11 protein-coding genes are annotated in these 19,130 nt (G+C 42.3%); 2 read left to right on the forward strand and 9 right to left on the reverse strand.

Annotated features, from left to right (window positions below; translation table 11 throughout):
* Positions 1-9: 9 nt before the first annotated feature.
* From ACHLI0_RS19560 to ACHLI0_RS19595, 8 genes are all read right to left on the reverse strand, one after another.
* Positions 10-3,384, reverse strand: coding sequence for a glycoside hydrolase family 2 TIM barrel-domain containing protein (locus tag ACHLI0_RS19560; protein ID WP_490749884.1), 3,375 nt, complete (start codon positions 3,382-3,384; stop codon positions 10-12).
* A 23-nt stretch (positions 3,385-3,407) separates the two neighbouring features.
* A complete protein-coding gene (locus tag ACHLI0_RS19565; RefSeq protein ID WP_011109173.1) occupies positions 3,408-4,298 on the reverse strand; it encodes a YitT family protein in 891 nt (296 codons plus the stop codon).
* A 108-nt stretch (positions 4,299-4,406) separates the two neighbouring features.
* Entirely contained in the window at positions 4,407-5,810 is a 1,404-nt protein-coding gene (locus tag ACHLI0_RS19570; protein ID WP_490749885.1) for a Gfo/Idh/MocA family protein, read from the reverse strand.
* A 233-nt stretch (positions 5,811-6,043) separates the two neighbouring features.
* Positions 6,044-8,617, reverse strand: a complete 2,574-nt coding sequence (locus ACHLI0_RS19575) for a M60 family metallopeptidase (RefSeq protein ID WP_258972086.1) — start codon at positions 8,615-8,617, stop codon at positions 6,044-6,046.
* A gap of 82 nt (positions 8,618-8,699) precedes the next feature.
* Positions 8,700-9,992: a BT_3987 domain-containing protein gene (locus tag ACHLI0_RS19580; protein ID WP_234154458.1), complete on the reverse strand. Its 1,293-nt coding sequence runs from the start codon at positions 9,990-9,992 to the stop codon at positions 8,700-8,702.
* 36 nt (positions 9,993-10,028) lie between these two features.
* Positions 10,029-11,969 (reverse strand): RagB/SusD family nutrient uptake outer membrane protein, encoded by a 1,941-nt coding sequence (locus tag ACHLI0_RS19585; protein WP_490749886.1) that lies wholly within the window; start codon positions 11,967-11,969, stop codon positions 10,029-10,031.
* Positions 11,970-11,975: 6 nt separating this feature from the next.
* Complete coding sequence (locus ACHLI0_RS19590; RefSeq protein WP_258972091.1) at positions 11,976-15,329, reverse strand: TonB-dependent receptor; 3,354 nt, start codon at positions 15,327-15,329, stop codon at positions 11,976-11,978.
* Positions 15,330-15,379: 50 nt separating this feature from the next.
* Positions 15,380-16,033: a FecR family protein gene (locus ACHLI0_RS19595; RefSeq protein WP_048694264.1), complete on the reverse strand. Its 654-nt coding sequence runs from the start codon at positions 16,031-16,033 to the stop codon at positions 15,380-15,382.
* Between the two features lie 266 nt (positions 16,034-16,299).
* Between ACHLI0_RS19595 and ACHLI0_RS19600 the strand changes: the two genes are divergently transcribed.
* Together ACHLI0_RS19600 and ACHLI0_RS19605 are read left to right on the forward strand one after the other, a co-directional pair.
* Positions 16,300-16,533 carry a hypothetical protein gene (locus ACHLI0_RS19600; protein ID WP_048694267.1) on the forward strand — a complete coding sequence of 78 codons (234 nt, stop codon included), beginning with the start codon at positions 16,300-16,302 and terminating at the stop codon, positions 16,531-16,533.
* A 129-nt stretch (positions 16,534-16,662) separates the two neighbouring features.
* On the forward strand, positions 16,663-17,208 hold the full coding sequence (locus ACHLI0_RS19605; RefSeq protein WP_048694270.1) for an RNA polymerase sigma-70 factor: 546 nt from the start codon (positions 16,663-16,665) through the stop codon (positions 17,206-17,208).
* A 64-nt stretch (positions 17,209-17,272) separates the two neighbouring features.
* Here ACHLI0_RS19605 and ACHLI0_RS19610 read toward each other — a convergent pair whose 3' ends face one another.
* Positions 17,273-19,120 (reverse strand): right-handed parallel beta-helix repeat-containing protein, encoded by a 1,848-nt coding sequence (locus ACHLI0_RS19610; RefSeq protein WP_490749887.1) that lies wholly within the window; start codon positions 19,118-19,120, stop codon positions 17,273-17,275.
* Positions 19,121-19,130 lie beyond the last annotated feature (10 nt).

Below are 19,130 nucleotides of genomic sequence, written 5' to 3' on the forward strand. Positions count from 1 at the left end.
ATACTAAGGTTATCGATAATCATATTTGGCGGCTTCGGTAGCCTGACTGCCGGAACGAACCGGTACCAGAGTGAACCCCCAGTTGTATTCGCGGTTGGCAGGAATCTGGTGGAAAGGTTCCGGACGTGCTCCCCAACTGTCATAGCCGCCTACTCCCTGTTGCTTCATGTCGACACAAACTTCGACGAAGTCTCTCGGAGTGATGTCGTTGACGTGATGCATCCGGCGCAATACATTGCGGGCGGCCTTTTCGTCGTGGTTGGCAGCTTCTTCCGGGCTGAAGTTATTCCATTGGTAAGGGTGGGGTAGCGCTTCTTCCGAGTCGAAGTCCTCGACGGAATTGCGCAGTGCGTTGAAACCGATCAGGCTGTCGGCAACGATGACAAGGCCGTTTCCTTTATCGGGAGACAGGTTGAGCCAGCGCGTATCCGTGTGATGTCCGTTCTCCTGAGGACGTACGTAGTTGAAGTACATCTTATCGGCGGTTGTCTGATAGACGCCTACCATGGTTCCGTGATTGCGGTCGATGTAGTTTTCTTCCGGACCACGCCCGAAATACTGTACATTGTTCATCTGCGCCGGCAGACGGAAACGTACACCGATGCGGGGGACTTCCAGCTTGGAAGCGGCTTTGCGGGCTGCATCACTTCCGGGAGTGAAGGTAGCCATGCGGGTAGCTTCGGAGACTTCCGTCTCGGCAGCCTGCATATCGGTAGAAGTAAATTTGGCATTTACATGAACGATTCCGCTTGGGTATATCTTATAGGTGACAACATACAGATTGCCGGCTGCCAACAGATAAGTTGCCTGCAACAGGACGGCTTTGTCTTCTGTGCTTACCTTCGTGTCTGTCACATGGAAGTCTTTGCTGGACTTTTTCCATACGTGGAGGCGTTTGGGAGCACCGTTTCCGTAATCATTGTCATTAGGTGCCCGCCAGAAGTTGGGCTGGATGCCGAATCCGTCTTTGAAGTATTCGGTTCCATTCACTTTGTATGAGGTAACCAGACCGCTCTTCTTGTTGAATACAAAGTTTACTTTTGAAGAAGAAACAGTCAGTTCGTCTCCTTGGGTTTGAGTTTGCAATGCGGGGCCGTTGGCTTTGTACGTATTCCTTTCGGCTTCGACGGGCAGACGGAACTGGTCATATGCAATCTCGTATCCGGCGGGAATCAGCGGTTCCGGTTCTACGGCTATCACGCTGAAGTTTATGAAATATTCTGTTCCCGGACGGGCTTTCAGACCACTTACCGGTACGGTAAATTCTTTTGAAGCCTGCGGAGCGATGTCCAGTGATACCTTTCCGCTTTTGACGGTTTTTCCGTTGGCCAGTACGCTGTAATGTATCTGATACTTTTTCAGATTGGTGAAGTAGAAACGGTTCGTGATGTTGAACTTGCCCGAGGCTGCGTCAATCGCATCGAAGCCGACATTCTGATGCACGTATTTCACTTCTGCCATTGCCGGATGCGGACCACGGTCGGGATTGACAAGACCGTTGCAGAGGAAATTACCGTCGCTGGGTGCATTTACTCCGAAGTCACCTCCGTAAGCCCAGTATTCTCTTCCGTTCTTGTCTTTCTGGAGCAGACCCTGATCTACCCAGTCCCAGATATATCCTCCCTGAAGGTTCGGATATTTATAGATAGCCTGCCATTGTCCCCAGAGATTTCCGGTAGAGTTGCCCATTGCGTGTGCATATTCTGACGGGGCAATAGGACGGTCGCTGCCGTTCTTGCCGATATCTTCCAGCCAGCCGGCACCCGGATACTGGGGTACGTACATATCGGTGTTCCATTCCCATTGTGCACGTTCATAGTTGACGGGACGTTGCATGATGTTCTTGTCAGCTTCTTTCAACCAAAGATAAGTCTGGTAGAAGTTGTATCCGTTTCCGGCTTCATTTCCTAACGACCAGAAAGTTACGCTGGGGTAGTTCTTGTTGCGTTCGAACATATTGATTGTGCGATCCATGTGTGGTTTCAGCCATTCGGGGTTGTTACCTAATGATCCGCCTTTGCGGAGATCGTAGTACATACCGTGGCTTTCGATATTGGCTTCATCGTACACGTAAAGTCCGTATTCGTCGCAAAGTTCATAGAAACGGCGGTCCTGCGGATAATGGCAGAGACGTACGCTGTTCAGATTATGCTGTTTCATCAGTTCGAAGTCACGACGCATCAGTTCTTCGGTGACGTAATGTCCGGTTTCCGGATTATGTTCGTGGATATTGACTCCTTTCAGTTTCAGCGGTTGTCCGTTGATAAACAGGCATACATAAGGTTTTCCGTTAGCGGCTTTCTGATCGATTGGTTTGATCTCGATGCGGCGGAATCCTACGTTGAAAGGGATAATCTCATTGATTTTACCCTCTTCTTTGACAGTCATCACCAACTTGTAAAGGTTCGGGTGTTCCGATGTCCATGTGTGTACATCAGTCAGATTCTTGTCAAAAGAAAGGGTACGTGTTTCGTTGACAGGGACATAAGTTGTCTTCTCTTCAGTAGCAACTACTTTTCCCTGAGCATCGAGCAGTTCATATGCCAGCGTCAGATTGGTTGCAGCCGGACGATGATTGCGCAGGTCGACGTTCAAGGCGAATACTCCGTTCTTGTAACTGTCATCCAGTGTCGATGTGATGCGGAAATCTTTCAGGGCAGCTTTGGGCTGTGAATACAGATAAACATCCCGTTCGATACCGCTGATACGCCAGAAGTCCTGACATTCCAAATAAGAACCTGTGCTCCAACGGAAGATTTTCAGTGTAAGTACATTCTTACCCGGTTTCACGTATTTGTTGATCAGGAATTCTGCAGGGTTCTTGGAATCTTCGCTGTATCCTACTTCCTGTCCGTTGATGTATACATATACACCTGATTTCGCTCCGGCGAGGTGGAGGTAGATATCCCGTTCTTTCCAATCAGCGGGAATATCGATGTCCCGACGGTAGACTCCCACGGGATTGGCTTCCGGAAGGGTGGGAGGCTGCGGGTTACGGGGCTTGAACTCATAACCGTGGTTGGTGTAGATAGCCACTCCATACCCTTGTACTTCCCAGTTGCCCGGAACTTTGATGTCATTCCAGGAGTCCGTGCTTACGGAAGGGTCGGTGATATTGGCGGGAAGGTCTTTGTAGCTGTCTGCGAAGAAGAACTTCCATGTACCGTTCAGCAACTGATAATAGTTGCTTTTTTCAAACTTCCCGGTAAGTGCATCAGTCCGGTTATCGTACGTCATGAAGGAAGTACGCGGATATTCTTTATTGACCGATACAACTTGCACATCCTGCCAGTAAGGCTTGTCGGATATCTTTTCGGCCATAGCGCCTGTTGTTAACAGAGAGAATATTCCTGCCAGTAATAGGTGATATGATCTGTATTTCATGTTTTTCAATCTTGTTTCTTTTTTTATTTAACTTTGATATGGTCGAAGCCTTCCCCATAAACTCCGATAACGGCACTTTGCGATACAAATGCGTTGGGGTCGATATCTTTAATCAGTCGGAAGATGATGGTAGACTCCCGTTTTTTGGCAAGCACAAACATCATTTTCACTTCTCTGCCTGTGTAGAAGCCGGTTGCATTGATGATCGTCACTCCACGGTGAGGGTATTCGTTGATGTGTCGTCCTATCTCCTCATATTTATTGGATATGATAAAGAACTGGACAGACTGACGTGCGCTGTTCACTACCTGATCGAGGACGAAACTGCAAATGTAAAGCGTTGCAAATCCGTATACCACCTTCTCCCAGTCCTTCAGAACGAAATAACTGGAGGTAATGATGATCATATCGCAGATCAGTATGACTCTTCCCAAGGTTATGTCCCGGTATTTGTTGATGATAGCGGCAATGACGTCCGTACCGCCGGTGCTTCCGTTGGCGCAGAACGCAACTCCGATACCGCCGCCACAGAACGATGCTCCGATGACGCATGCCATGAAAGGCTGGTCGCGAAGAAGGGAAACGCCTGATGCCAGTTGCTGGATAACGGACAGGAAGAAAGTCAGGGTGAATACTCCAAAAATAGTTTTAATACAGAACTTTAATCCCAATAACTTAAGCGCAAGCAACAATAAGAAAAAGTTAATGCTGAAATATGTATACTGTACCGGGAATCCCGTTGCCCAATATACAATAGATGCAATACCCGGCACTCCGCCCGTCGTAATGTCGTTGGGGAGTAGGAAAACGGTCCATCCGATGCCATAAAGTATCATACCTACGGCGATCATCACATAATCTTTGGCTTCCCGAAGGATAGTCTGTCTAGAGGGTTTTAAAATATCTGCTTTCATATAGGTGATTATAATAATCAGTAAAGTGCCGAACATGAACTTACGGATAACCTGACTTTTTCCCAGTCTGGCTATCCGTAAGTTTATATATTAATAAGGTATAATGGCTTATTCGGCAAAAGCATGTCTGTAACCTTGCACTTTGTTCCATCCGCCACGGGTGAAATCAGGAACTTCTACCGGAGCAGAACCGTTTTCGATGGAGAGTCTGGTCAGTTCGGCCATACAACACCATTCTGCGAGGTCGTAAACGTCCATGTCCAGTGGCAAACCATTGCGCAGACAGTATACTAGACGATAGTCCATGATATAATCCATACCGCCGTGTCCACCTACTTTCTTGGCAGTTTCTTCCAGTTCTTTGTGGATAGGATCTTTGTATTTAGCCATCAATGCTTTTTTTACATCTTCAGATACAGAACCGTGTGCGTTCAGCTTTTCGTGATTTGGCACATCATTAGAGTCTACTTGTGTAGGTCTCAGACAGTATTCCTCAATCGGATATTTGCTGGCATAGCCATCAGCTCCAACTACTTGGTACATACGGCTGTAAGGACGGGGAGTCATTACATTGTGCTGTATCAGCATTGTTTTACCGTTCTCCGTACGGATGAGGGTTGTGGTCTGGTCTCCGTTCTGGAAGTCTTTTACTTCTTTTCCGGTAGACTTTTTAATGTATGCCGGACCGTTCACAGCTTTGGTGTCCATAGCAACGAGAGTTTTCATACGGTCGCCACGGTGAATATTGAGTACTTGGCAAGCCGGGCCCATACCATGAGTTGCATATACATCACCACGATGTTTTTGATTGTAATCCATACGCCAGTTGTTCCAGTAATACGGCCAGAAGTCTTCCAGATTGTGGATATAAGCACCTTCTACGTGAAGTACTTCACCGAATACACCTTGTTGTGCCATATTGAGTGAAGTCAGTTCGAAGAAGTCATATACGCAGTTTTCCAGTTGCATACAGTGCTTGCGAGTCTTCTCGGAAGTGTTGATTAGCTTCCAGATTTCATCCAGTGTCATAGCGGCAGGTACTTCGATGGCTACATGTTTGCCATGTTCCATAGCGTATACACCCATGTCTGCATGGTGTTTCCAGTCTGTAGCTATGTATACCACGTCGATATCGTCCCGTTCGCAGAGCTTTTTCCATGCGTTTTCATCTCCTGCGTAGGAAGCTGCTTTCGGCAGACCGGCTTTTTCCAGTATCTTTTGTGCACCTTCAACACGTTCGGGGAGAAGATCGCATAAAGCTACAATCTGAGTTCCAGGAATATGTGTCCAGCGTTCAACCGCACCAGGACCGCGCATTCCCAATCCGATAAAGCCTACACGGACTGTTTCAAGTTTAGGAGTAACGAGTTGGATTACATCTTGCTGATTTGCCGGACGAGCCGGAGTTTCTACTTTTATAGGAGAGAATTTTGCTTTTGTCTTTTGAGCAAAACTGGTCTGGCAGGTCAACAATGCAAGACCGACGAGTGTGCTAAGTAGTAGTTTCTTCATCTTTCTTTTAATTTTTAGTTGGGGGTTATTAATTGGTTTTTCATTTCGGTGTCAAAAATACTAATTAATTAATCAATCCAGTGTAATTATTGTAGATATTTTCATTGCCCGTCTATATTTTTGGTAGAAAAAGAGTCGCACTATTCGCTATGTTATAATGATGTTTTCGGCATCGCCCGAACAGTGAGCGATGCCGTTTTTACATCTGTAATGTGTGTTAAGTTAAATTATTCTTATAATAGAATACGTTTTCCGTCAGCTTGTACGGCATATAATTTGGCATTCACCATCAATATAGATGAAGGAATCTCGAAAGTCGTGAAGGTAGAAAAATAAAGTAATTTTCCATTTTCATCATTCTCCCTGAGTTCAAAAGCCACAGCTTCATCTCCGTTTTGGATGGAGACCTTGCGTCCTGCCAGCTCTGCCGTGATAGCTTTGGTTATCTTCTGATTTTCTTTGAATTGAGTGTAATATCCGACATCTCCAACTGCCGAATAGCGGTAGTCATTCTGTGGAAACTCACTTTTCTTTCTATCTTCGATGTATTGGAAAGCGTGTTTCGGGGCGGGGAATTGTGCCATGTATTCTTTTGCTTCCCGAATCATCGCATCACTTACATAGTATTTGTATGTTCCATACTGTTCGATAGTCGTATTGACAGGTTCGAAGAATCCCCACATCTCGAAAAAGTCAGTCAGGTTCTGATTGGCGGCTTTACTTGCCATTTTGGCAAATTCAAGTTGCTTTTTCCCAGGATCTTCACCTTCGGTCATATTCACTTCACGCATCAGTTTGAAAAGTGTCTGCCAGAAATCAGTTTTATATTCGCATCGATGATAGTAAATCCATAATTGCCAGTTCATTCTCATATGCGTTTCTGTGTCTTCGTTCTGGTGGGTTGCGTCTCCCATATTATACCAAGCCTGCCCGTTGGCATAACGGGCGGTTGCAACGCTTCCTAACCCGTTACCACGCGATTTGTATTTTCCTAATTTATAGATAATGAAATTAGAGAACAGATTATTAGATGATTCGGTAGAACTGGCCCAGTTAATAGCTGCCTGATGAACATGGCCAATTTCATGAGCTGGTCCCCACGCGTTATCTTCCGCCGCCATTACATTATCTTCCAACAAGATATTGCCTAAGTAGGTATAGACAAATCCGATTTGATAGTCAGAAGCCCACATATAACTTCCTTCCGGTGAGATGGCAAATAAATGGTTGTTGACTTGTGATGGGCGTACATCGTCAATTCCCATTAATTCTTGTTGCCAGCCGACAATGTTATCCCATAGATGGATGGCTGAGAGGATGTTGTTGGGTACATATTCCAATAATTTGTTGCGGTGGAAATAGAACATGATCTTTTCACCGCGTATGCAGAAGTATTTGTGTGTTGATTTTTTCAATAGTTCAGCGTATTTTTCGTCTGTCTTATGTTCTTTCAGGTCGAAGAAACCGTTCACTGTGCCACTTCCGAGTGGTATGTGAATTTTGATGGGTTTTGCTGTATTTGAAGTCAGTTCGGTGTTGTACATGACAAACAATTGTCCTTCTCCTTTCATAGTCAGTTTGTTGACTCCGGGATTTAGCATATAGACATCGCCTGAAGAAGCTGTTTGCTTGTATTCTGTTCCTGTTTCCCAAATACACTGCATTGAAATATTCTGTCCGTATGTGTCACCAACCAATACGATGATATCGTCTCCTGCCTTGACGGATATACCAGTCGGATTGTCGAGATCACTATATTTCTTAGTCATTAATTTATCCGCCCATTCGGCAATATTACTGTATGGTTCATAGCTGCGAATGCGAAATTCTTTTTCCCATTTGTCGTATGTATTGTCACGAACCGCTTCTGCTATTCTGACGAAATAGTCTGGCAGAGCTTGTATCTGTTCGTTGGTGACATTGTTCTTTATTTCCGTACAGGTTATGTCGGTGAATACGGTAAGAAGTTGTTTGTCCAGTGTTTTATCCGTATTTGTTTTGTAAAATTCCATTTCATCACAGCTTACAAAATCGCCCAGACCGCTTAATACTTCGAATTTGATTCCGGTCGCTTTTATGCCTTCTGAAAATGAAACTTTGGAAGGAGCATTCTGCTCTTTAAAGTCATATTCTCCCTGTAATGTATAATCTGATCGGTCAGGATTGGTTGTTGTATATACTTTGACCTTTCCGAAGTTTCCATTACCGGATCGTGTATAATAAATTAAGTAGTCTATTTCCGTATCTCCTTTAAAATAGTATTCCAGCGTGACAGGGAATTTGGCGGATTGTCCCCACGGAGTGTGGAAAGGGGCAGCTCCATCAGTTGAAAATTTGCCATCATATGTATTTTCAATATCCTGTCCCTCCTGATGCTCACTCGCTTTGCCTCCGGTTGGTGTAACCTTGATGTCACCCTCAACAATTACTTCGCCTTTGGCATATTGATTAACGGTGATAGTATAGGTAGCAGTAGTTGATGTTACTTTTATATTGGCTGTTCTTTTGGTTTCGCCTGTATTTTCATTCACTGTGATTTTTAGGAAAGTTCCTTCTGCTGCTGTCTTTTGTTTTGAGCATTGTAGCCAGTTTGCTTCATAAGAGACACTCCATTGAGCTAACTCCAGAGATGTGTTAATTGGAATCTGGACAGATGTACTTGATTTATCCAGATTTTGTGTCAGATATTCCTCACTGATACTGAAGGAGCTATTTATAATCGATTTTTCGCTATCCTTGCATGCCAGTGAAACTGTGAATAGAGTAAAAAGGGCTAATAGGTTAGTAATGAATCTTTTTATTGTCATTTTTTTGCTGTATTAGTTTTTAAGATAGATGAGGTATAAAAGGGTGAATCAAAAGTCTGACTCACCCTTTGTCTCTCATTTATTATTCGGACAGTATGAACAGACTAAATTCGCTCCATACAAAGAAGGAACCACCGGTCCAGTTGCTTTCACATTCAAAGCGTAAGGTGTTGGCAGCATTGTCTATTGAAACGTCGGGAGAAACATAAACTCCTGCAGCACCTGACGGGAGACCATCTTCATCCCACGCAAAACGCTTGTAAAGTTGTAAATTGTTCTCATTCGTTCCTGTATATAAATTGAACCATGCCAAAGCGGCATTTCCGTTATTTGATCTGTTTGTATAGGTGAAACGGAATGTCTTAGTTGATACGGGCAATTTTACTTGAACATAATGCTTGCCGGCAACCGATACGCTCCACGCGCTGTGGAAGTAGGTACCTACGTCTCCATCCAATAAATTAGCTAAGGAACCTTCTGACGGTTCTATTGCATTACTGGAAAGCATGTCCGCTGTCAGACTGTATTTTTCAACAGATGCAACCAGTATAAATGGATTCGTGTCGAATTCGAAACCGTCTTTTCCATTAATTTCCAGAATCTTTATACCCACATTTCCGGAGGTCTTCGTAAATTTAGGGATATTAACCTGAACAGAAGATGTGTTTCCAGGCTCAAATGAGATGATGTCCGAAACTAACGTTGCTCCTTCTAAGGTAGTAGTCGTTTCATCAATTGCTACTTTACAGGTGAAATTCCATTGGTTTTCGACTTGCAATCCTAAAGCAAGATCAATGATACCTCCACTTTGTGATAAATATTTAGTCACGGTTCCTGAACTGGATTCAGTGACTGAAAGAGAGGGAGTAATAATCTCCGGTTTCAGAACTAATGTGTTCTTATCTGCCAGGATGGAATCGGATGTACTGGTCAGCATGATTGGAAGAACACACGTTTGTCCCTCTTCAAGAGTCTGCTCAAAGATTTCGATCTCGTTGGTATTCAGCTGTAAATTGATGATCTTATAGGTTTCAGCAGAAGAATAATCGAGTTCTTCTATGTTGAACGAATAACAATTGGCAGGCATTGCCACATAGTCCAAACCTCTCTCGGAGATATACTTTTCAAAATTGACTGCATCCATTGCACCGATATGGGCAGAAGCTGTCAATGTGGGTTGACTTCCGGATTTAATGACCGTTATTGAATAGTTAGTAGCCTCTCCTGTTTTATAAAGATCTACGGCTTGCTCACCGGTGGTCTGCAGTGATAGTATTTTCTCATATTCCTGCGGATAGGTATCGTCATAATTGTCGCAGGAAGTATTCATCAGAATCATCCCGCACAAACACAATGCTATTGATATATGTTTCATATATATTCTATATTGTTATGAATGAATAAAAAATAATTAATATCCGGGTGCTTGTACCATTTGCGGATTTTTGTATACTTCGTTGTAGAATACCGGATTCAGGTACATGTGGTTTTCCCACACATAAGGTGCATCAACTGTAGTTCGTTTATTAAATTCTTCGAATGTGGGACTTTGAACTTCTGCATTCAATCCTTCCCGTTTGTTTGCTCCAAAGTACTTGGCTCCTTCTGCCCAACGGCGGACATCGAAGAAGCGGTGACCTTCGTTCCATAATTCAACAAAACGTTCATTGTGTACCCAGTCTTTTATTGTCATATTATTTGTGACATCAGCCAATGTTAATTTAGGGATTCCGGCACGTTCACGAACAGGATTTAGTGCATCAATGGCTTCCTGCGTATTTCCTAATGCTGCATGGCATTCTGCTACGTTTAGGTAGAGTTCGGCGAGGCGGAATAAGATAGTAGGTGCGCTTGTTCCGCTTGTAGAACCGCCGGCTGTATAGAATTCAGTTACCGGATCAACAAACTTTTGTGTCAGGAACCCTGTGACACTATGGTCACGATTGAATAGAGACGGATTGTAACCGTGCATTTCCGAATTCCTCATTTCCAGTTTCAGGGGAGAACCGGCCGCAAATTTAGTTCCGTAGTCACCACCGTCAAAAGCCATCCATGCATAGAAACGAGGTTCACGACCCACATTCAGTTTGATAATATCTTCACGTGAAGAGATACCGGCTGACTCAAACCATTCAGAGGAAGGAGTAAAGTCAAGGTCTTTTTCAGGTAGTTTCCCGTTAGCTGTATAGAAATGTTCGAACGTATATAATGTAGGAGATACACCACTATAACCAGCATGCCATGTTCCATCCGATTTCTTCAGAATACGAAGCGGATAACGGGAATAAAAATCAAACTGGTTGGATAATCCCCAGATAATTTCTTTGTTTCCTTCAGATTCACGTGTACTTACGGCATAGCGCATCTTCATTACGTTTTTCAGGAATTCTTTATTATCTTCCACGTCTGCTACTCCGGGAACAAAAGGTAAGTTCAGGGATTGTCGGGAGTAATATTCGTCGTCATCGTAAAGTTCACGGTCACCGGAAGTTGTAGCTAATGTAAGTGCTTCCTGACATGCGGCCAGTGCTCTTTCCCATTTGCTCTTGTCATAAGTATTGCTTACTAAAGCTTTACCGTAACCCGGAGTCTCGAAATTCTCATTCTGCCAGTTAGGATAGGGGAAACTTCCGTTCCATAAAGGAGATGCGGCATAAAGTAGTAAACGGGCTTTTACAGCTTTGGCTATAGTAGATGTGGCGCGTCCCCATTCATTGGTAACGGTGCGGTTGGCAGGAAGTACTTTGGCGGCTTCATCCAGCTGGTTCGCAATCCAGTCTACACAATAGTCAAAGTGAAAACGTCCATTATACTCTGACGTTGGGGTATCCATCGGGATGTACGAGTCTGTAATTGGGATGGGACCATATCTTCTTAAAGTAGCGAAGTGGTAATAAGCTACCAGGAATTGGCATTCGGCTCTCCATTGTTCCTTTTCTGCATCAGATGCAATGTCGCTTCCCGCATTTTCCAACTTTTGCAAAAACAGATAACATTGTCCTATATATTGGTAAGTAGTTCCCCATAGCCAGTCTTGGTTAGTGGATGATGCAGTGTTAAATGCATAGGCGCCCCAATAACCGTCTGTGTTCCATGAATAAGGTAATACATATTCGTCTGTCGTAGAGTTTATTTCCCCCAGATAGGCACTGGGTAAGTCTGTACTGACACCTCCATAACAGGAATAAAGAAATCCTAAAGCTCGGGTGGGGCTTGACATTGCGTCATCGATATTGGGTTGTTCGGGTGGAACAACGTCTAGATAATCACATGAGGTTAAGCCCAATGCAGTGATAATAACTGCTATACTTATATTTTGAAAGATGCGTGTTAGTTTCATATTTTTTCTCATAATAAATTAGAACTGAAGTTGAATTCCGACATTGACAGTTTTTTGCATAGGATAACTGTTCCAAGAAGACAGTTCAGGATCCCAAAGGTCAAACGGACTAAAGGTGAATAGATTGGCTGCGCTGACGAAAATACGTCCGTAAGGTATCTTATATCCTACTTCTACATTCTTCAATCGGAGGAAAGAACCATTTCTCAACCAGTAACTACTGTTCACTGTATTGTTGGCAACGTCTGTTGCAAGTAATCCCAGACGAGGATATTTGGCATCCCAATTCAGTTTTTCTTCCGACCAGTAATTATCAGCTATATATTTTAATACATTTCTGTTACCGACGGCTATTCCTTCTTGGAAAGGGTCAATACCGTTTGTCATGATAGAACGCAGAGCAGAGCCACTGAAGAAGACACCAAAATCAAACTTTTTGTAGTTGACAGTTCCGCCAAATCCGTATTGTAAGCGTGGAGTACTTCCATATTTGGAGATCATCGTCTGGTCATCCGAATCAATGATACCATCACCGTTAAGGTCACGATATTTAATATCTCCGACCTTGGGTGTAGAACCCAAATTCTGGGCAGGGCTGTTATCTATTTCTTCTTGTGACTTGAATAAGCCTTCTGCTATGTAGCCGGTAATGCGTGAATAAGGTTTTCCGGTTTCTGACTTCCATATAGTCGGATATTCCGGTTCATCCACATAGACCATTTTATTTTTGTTGTAGGTGAAGTTTGCCTGTAGACTGACAGACAAATCTCTGGAGAAGTTATTGGCATAATTAATACTGAATTCTACTCCCTTATTATCCATTTTACCAATATTACTCCAAGGTTTGGCAATATGATAAGCCAGTGATTGCGGCCATGCTTCACGGTTCATGAAGATGTCATAACGCTTGTCGTAGAAATAATCGAAGGTAAATGTCCAGTTGCGGAACAATGTAAAATCAATACCTATATCGAGCTTCTTTACTTTTTCCCATCCCAAACCGGACATGGCGTAGTATGCCATCTGAGGACCTCCTAATTGGTAGTCCATATTTTGTCCGGAAGTCCATTTCAGATAAGACAGGTCGTTGTTTGTAATCTTGTCTATATACAGGTAATAACTTCCGCCGGCTGTTGCCAGGTCGTCGCTACCTACAAGACCGTAGGAACCTCTGACCTTGAGATTGTCCACTACATTTTTCATTGGTTCGAAGAAAGCTTCATTGCTTATTACCCATCCTAAAGAGACGGCAGGGAAGAATCCGAAACGGTCTTCTTTGGCCAGACGTTCGGTCCCGTTGTAACCGAAGTTAAACTCAAATAGATAGCGTTGTCCGTAATCATAAGTAAGACGTCCGGAAAGGCCTTGATTACGGTTGGGTAACACGTCGCTTCTGTATTCGCGTTGTTTGTAGAGTAACATGGCACCTACATTATGCAGACCGAATTGACGGGCGTAGTTTAGGTTGAACTGTAATTCAAATGTTTGGTCGGAAGACTTTCCGATAGCCGACTGACTGATATAATCGCTGCCATTCGAATTTAGCAGTTCCAATTCATAATTCGTATTTTCCAGGTCGGTTTCATCGTAGCTTCCGCTTTTTATGCGATAATAATAAGGAGCAATGCTACGATCAAAGTAAGAACTTGACCAGGTCTTGAAATTTACAAAAGCATTAATTTTAAGCCCTTTAGTGATAAAATCCAAATCCTGGTCTATCTTGATAACTGTGTTAAGTGTATTTTCGTTCGTTTCGGCAAAGGATGTCATCATCCTGGCATAGGGGTTCGTGTATAAGGTACTTCCTGAGATGATGTTATTGCCGTACATGATACGCCCGTCCTGACTTGGATAAGTAACCGGAAATTCTATGGGGGTAGTAGTCAGAATCTGTTTGAACAAATCCTCGCTTGATACATTCGGGCTTTTTTTCTGACGGATCTGAGCGTTCATATTCATTTTGATTGTTGTCGTCGGCGTCAGTTTATAAGCAATATTATTCTGGAAGGTATAGTTCATTATATTAATATTGTTGTTCCATGAATATGCTTTCCCTGTGTTCAGCAAGCCTGAATCATGGCTGACATCCAAACTCATGTAATATTTAACTTTTGAACCACCACCGGAAATGTTGACGTTGGCACGTTGGCGCATACTCATGTTTTTGAACAATACGTCTTGCCAGTTTACATCGGGGTATAGGTATGGGTTGACTCCGGATGCCGTGCGTTCCATGTCTGTAGCACTGTATTTGGGTGTAGCGGAAGAGTTTCTGGCTAATGAAGCTTTATTATACATATCCATATAAGTAGCTCCGTCCACAAATTCCGGGAACTTGTCTAAGTAGTTGAAAGAATTTTCCGCTGTAACGTTGATGGATGTTTTACTATTGTATTCTCCGCCTTTAGTTGTGACGATCATTACACCGTTAGCTCCGCGTGAACCATAGATAGCGGTGGCAGATGCATCTTTAAGGATAGAGAAACTTTCAATATTCTCGGCCGGCACATAATTAAGGTCACCGGATGATATTTCTACATCATCCAGTAAAATCAGAGGAGTTGCTCGTCCACCGAAAGTACCGATACCGCGAATGTAAAATTCGGCACCGGAGCCAGGCTCTCCGGAATTTGTTTTTGCGATGACACCCGCCAACTTTCCGGCAAATGAGTTGGACAGGGTAGCTGACGGCAGTTTGAGGCTGGCACCTTTTATACTTGTGATAGCTCCTGTTACGCTGACCTTCTTTTGGGTACCGGAACCGACTACGACAACTTCATTCAAGGTATGATCGTCTCCTTCCAGTACAATTTTGATATTCCCTAGATCTTCTACAGGAACTTCACGAGTTTTATATCCGATGTAAGTTACGACAAGGATCGTCTTATTGTCGGGTATGGAAAGACTAAAATTACCATCAATATCCGAGATTGTACCAGTGTTCTTGTCACCTTTAATCGTGATGTTAGCTCCAATGATGGGGCTATCGTCCACTGCGTCTATGATAGTACCGGTTACAGTACGTTTTTTCTTTTGTTGGGTGTTATTCGTTTTTTGTACGTTGAGAATAACCTCTTTGTTTTTTACGATATAGCTAATACCGCTGTCTTTGAAAACTTCATCCAGAATCTCGTCAATAGGACCATTACAATTAATGTCTTTCCGTTGTTTGTCTTCGAGATCTGCTGCATTGTAGAAAAACGTGTAGTCGCTGTTTTTTTCTATAAGCTGGATAGCTTGCATAATAGTGATTGATTGCCCCTTGATAGATATGTGTCCCTGAGCTCCAAGAGCGGACAAGGGGTAAAAGAGCAAAACGAGTGCGATATGCTTCAGATATCGCCTCCGGTAACAACTGTGATTTTTTTTCATGATTTAACTTGTTGTGAGGTTAAATATTGGGTTAATTATTAGAAATATGGTTAATTATATATTACTATTTTACTATTCTGTTTTTTGTATGTGAGGTTAAGGCTGAAACAAAGCTTCTCTATTACGTCATCCAATGTTTCATCATAACGGATGCTACCTGTGAATGAAGATTGTTTAGTAAACTTTCCTTCTAGAATTATATTTGATTGGTATATTTGATTTACAATTGAAATGAGCTGGGGTAATGGGGTTTCTTTGAAGTTGTATCTTCCGTCCTTCCAATTGATATCCATTACATTCTCAACTAATGTTTGTGCATTGTTGGGATTATACATTACCTTTTGCGATGGAGACATGATAATTTTCTCTCCTGTAGATTCTACATTAAATTCTATTTTACCATGAAACAGCGTGATTTCATTTTTTTCAGCATTAGTTTGCTTGATTTGAAAACAGGTTCCCTTTACTTCTATAAAAGCTTTATTAATATGTACTTGGAAGAAACTGCCTTCATGTTTATATACTTCAAAAAATGAGTTGCCTTCTAGCCATACTTCTCTTTTTTTGTTAAAGGCTTTTGTGTATTTAATGGAACTACCTGATTCCATCCATACTTTTGTACTGTCCGGTAAAACGTGCATTTGGTTTTGTTGTGCTATCACCATTATAAATTCGTCGTTAATATTATCTCTGACTGAATTCATCCAAAATCCTCCTATTGTTAGTAAAAGAGCGAGTGAAGCTACGGCAAAATACCATCTTAGTTCTGTTAGAACTAAGATAAAAAAATGACTTTTCGAAAAAAAAACTTCTTTTTGGTTAGTGATTAATTTGTTGAATATTAGCTTATTATGATTTTAATGATAGTTTTGCTATTTTTTTTATCGAAGGGATGTGGGGGTAGACTTAACTCAAGTGTATTTATAATATACGAGTAATAATAAATAGAATAATAACAAAGTAAGATAGGATGGATAAAGATACAAAGATGAGTTTGATTAAAGATTTGCTGGCAGGACGGCTGACTAAAAAGCAGCGAAGAAGCTATGCTGACCTGGAATCAGTGGATAGAGAACTTAAAATACAATGGAATGAATCAGAAAATAAAGCTATAGATTTTAAAATAAAAGAACAGATATGGGAAAGAGTAAAAGCAAGATGTGTAGATAGGAAAAGAAACAAAGTTCTAACAGAACTTAGTTGAAATTAATAATTAGAATAGATTTTGAAGACATTATTAAAGGAAAAAAGGTAACTTTATTATAAATAAAAATCAAAAAAAATGTTGTGGTTAATGGTTATTTCTTTATTTTTGTAACACAATTGAAAAGAGATGGAGGAGACAATAATTCTGGAAAAGGTAAAAGCGGGAGATGCGGCTGCATTTTCTTTGCTGTATGACCTTTATTGGCTGAAGGTTTATAACTTTGCACGACTTTATGTCACTTCATCTTCCGTGATTTCAGAAGTAGTTCAGGATGTTTTTGTGAAAGTTTGGGAGTCCAAAGAGTTTCTTGATATTACCAAGAATTTTGATGGGTTGCTTTTTATGATTACCCGTAATATTATATTCAATTATTCGCGTAGACATTTTAACGAGCTGAATTTTAAAATGACAGTTCTGAAAGGACTTGAAAATTCTTATGATATAGAAGAGGAATTGGATGCTGCTGATTTGAAGAACTATATTGATAAATTGATTTCGCAACTTCCGGCCAGACGGCAGCAGATCTTTAGAATGAGCCGCGAAGAGCATCTATCTAATCGGGAAATCGCGGAACGTTGTGCAGTCAGTGAAAAAGCAATAGAACGGCAGATTACCTTAGCATTGAAGTTCATCAAAGAGAACCTTCCTTTATTTGTTGTATTTATGGGATAAAGACTCAAACGTATTCATGCTCATGCTTGAGCCTGAATACGTTTAATTGCCTATATGGTGTTTTTTATTTTTTCAGTTTAAAGAAAGGGTTCTTGCTAATCTTGACATCCGAAGGTTTCATATTTTCAATTTTAACAGTACGTCCTAATACATCCCCTTCAATCTTATTGTTTGAAATAACCACAGATTTACATGCTTCCAGCGTAATACCTTCTTTACGATAGTGATAAGGCTGGTAAGTCGTATCACGTATGAGTGTATTGGAGGAGAAGGTGAGTCCGTCTACCGACCGTGCGAAGAGAATCGGATAATCAAATAGGTGGAAGGTATTATCCATAATGCGGATATTGCGATGATAGGGGTACTTCTGTTCCGGTGTCGGAATTTCCGGATCAATGCTGATCACGGCTTCACAGAACTGATAAATCGAAGAATTGCAAGGATAACGGAAATCATTGTTACGTATCAGCACGTCTCTGACAGCTCCTGACTCGTACCATGCATTTGCGTCTCCGGCAATCAGAATGGCAGAGCCGCTGGATTCGAATACATTGTTCTCAATAATAACCTTGCCGGGAGTAGATACAAGCAGACCACGTGCCCGGCAACTTCCGAAATGGCAGTTGCGTATTTCTGCATCAGGTGTGCAGGTCAGATTCTCTATTACATATCCGGCTTCCACTCCGGCTGGAAGTGGTACTGATAATTCGATGATAAATTCAGCTTTATTTAGTGCTTCAAATTTATTCATTTTACCAGTAGCTACGGTACGCATGGTTTTATGCTCTATAAATCCGATTGTTTCGTCCGGACGTCCCCATTCCATCCCTTCACTCATGTCCTGCATGAATTTGCATTTGATGCGGGTAGGAGAAAGAACTTCCATAATACGGGAACATGTTCCATGGATGTTAATAGGGTCATCCATCAATCCTGCCCAACTGCAGTTCTCAATCTTGAGTAATCCGCTGCATCCCATGAAGTGGAAACCGTCGTCGTGTCCGCTCAGCACACGTTTCTTGGAAGTGTTAGGGATGATATGTACATCATTGAAAGATATATTCTTGCTATACTGTGACAGAATTCCCAGTCCGCAGGTATGGAATAGTTTTACGTTTTCTAGTTTTGTGTCCATGCTGTGGTAAATGAAGATGCCGGCGTGGTCTCTGGTGCTGTGTCGTAACACAAGGACCGTACCCGGCGCAGGGAAGAATTTATCAGCCTCCTTTTTAGGATCGGATAAGCGTATTAATCCAGGTTTTACTTCTGTTGCATCGTATGAGCGCCAGCCTAAGTTGTCACCTGTATTTGGCAGGACGAGATGGGTGTCGGGATCAAACTGCATGATCGCCCAAAGACTGCTTTTCCATCCTTCACCGACAAAAGTCAGTCGTTTGTTTTCTATGATATAAGGATATTGGTGGGAGTCGATTTCGATCTCAAGGTATCCGGAGGTAGATTGAGTGACAATACCTTGCGCAGTTAATGGGATTTCCCAATCGACGGAGAAGTTCTTTAAGGTAATGTTCCGGCAATGATCCAAAGTGAATGGCTGCATCCGTCCATGCATAATAAACTCAGAACCATTACCGTCAATCGTCAGATCATTGATCTGCTCCAATAGCACGGCGAGAATTTTGGGATTAACATCGTAGGTGTTCGTTTCGTGATAATCTTTTTCGATAGCATGTTGTGCCCAGAAATCATATCTTCCTTTTGGGAAAGCAAGCGTGGAACCGGGATGTTGCTTGCAAGCATCGATTGCCTTTTGTATAAATGGCACTGCGTTAATACGGCTGTCGGGTTTCAAACCGAAATCGGATACGGAAATAACTTTGCTTGCCGAAATGCTGTTTACACAAAGTAAAAGTGCAGATAGTAAGCATGTCTTTAATGATAGGAATGTTTTCATGTGTTTTTAT

The sequence above is a fragment of the Bacteroides sp. RCH18 genome (assembly GCF_058231005.1).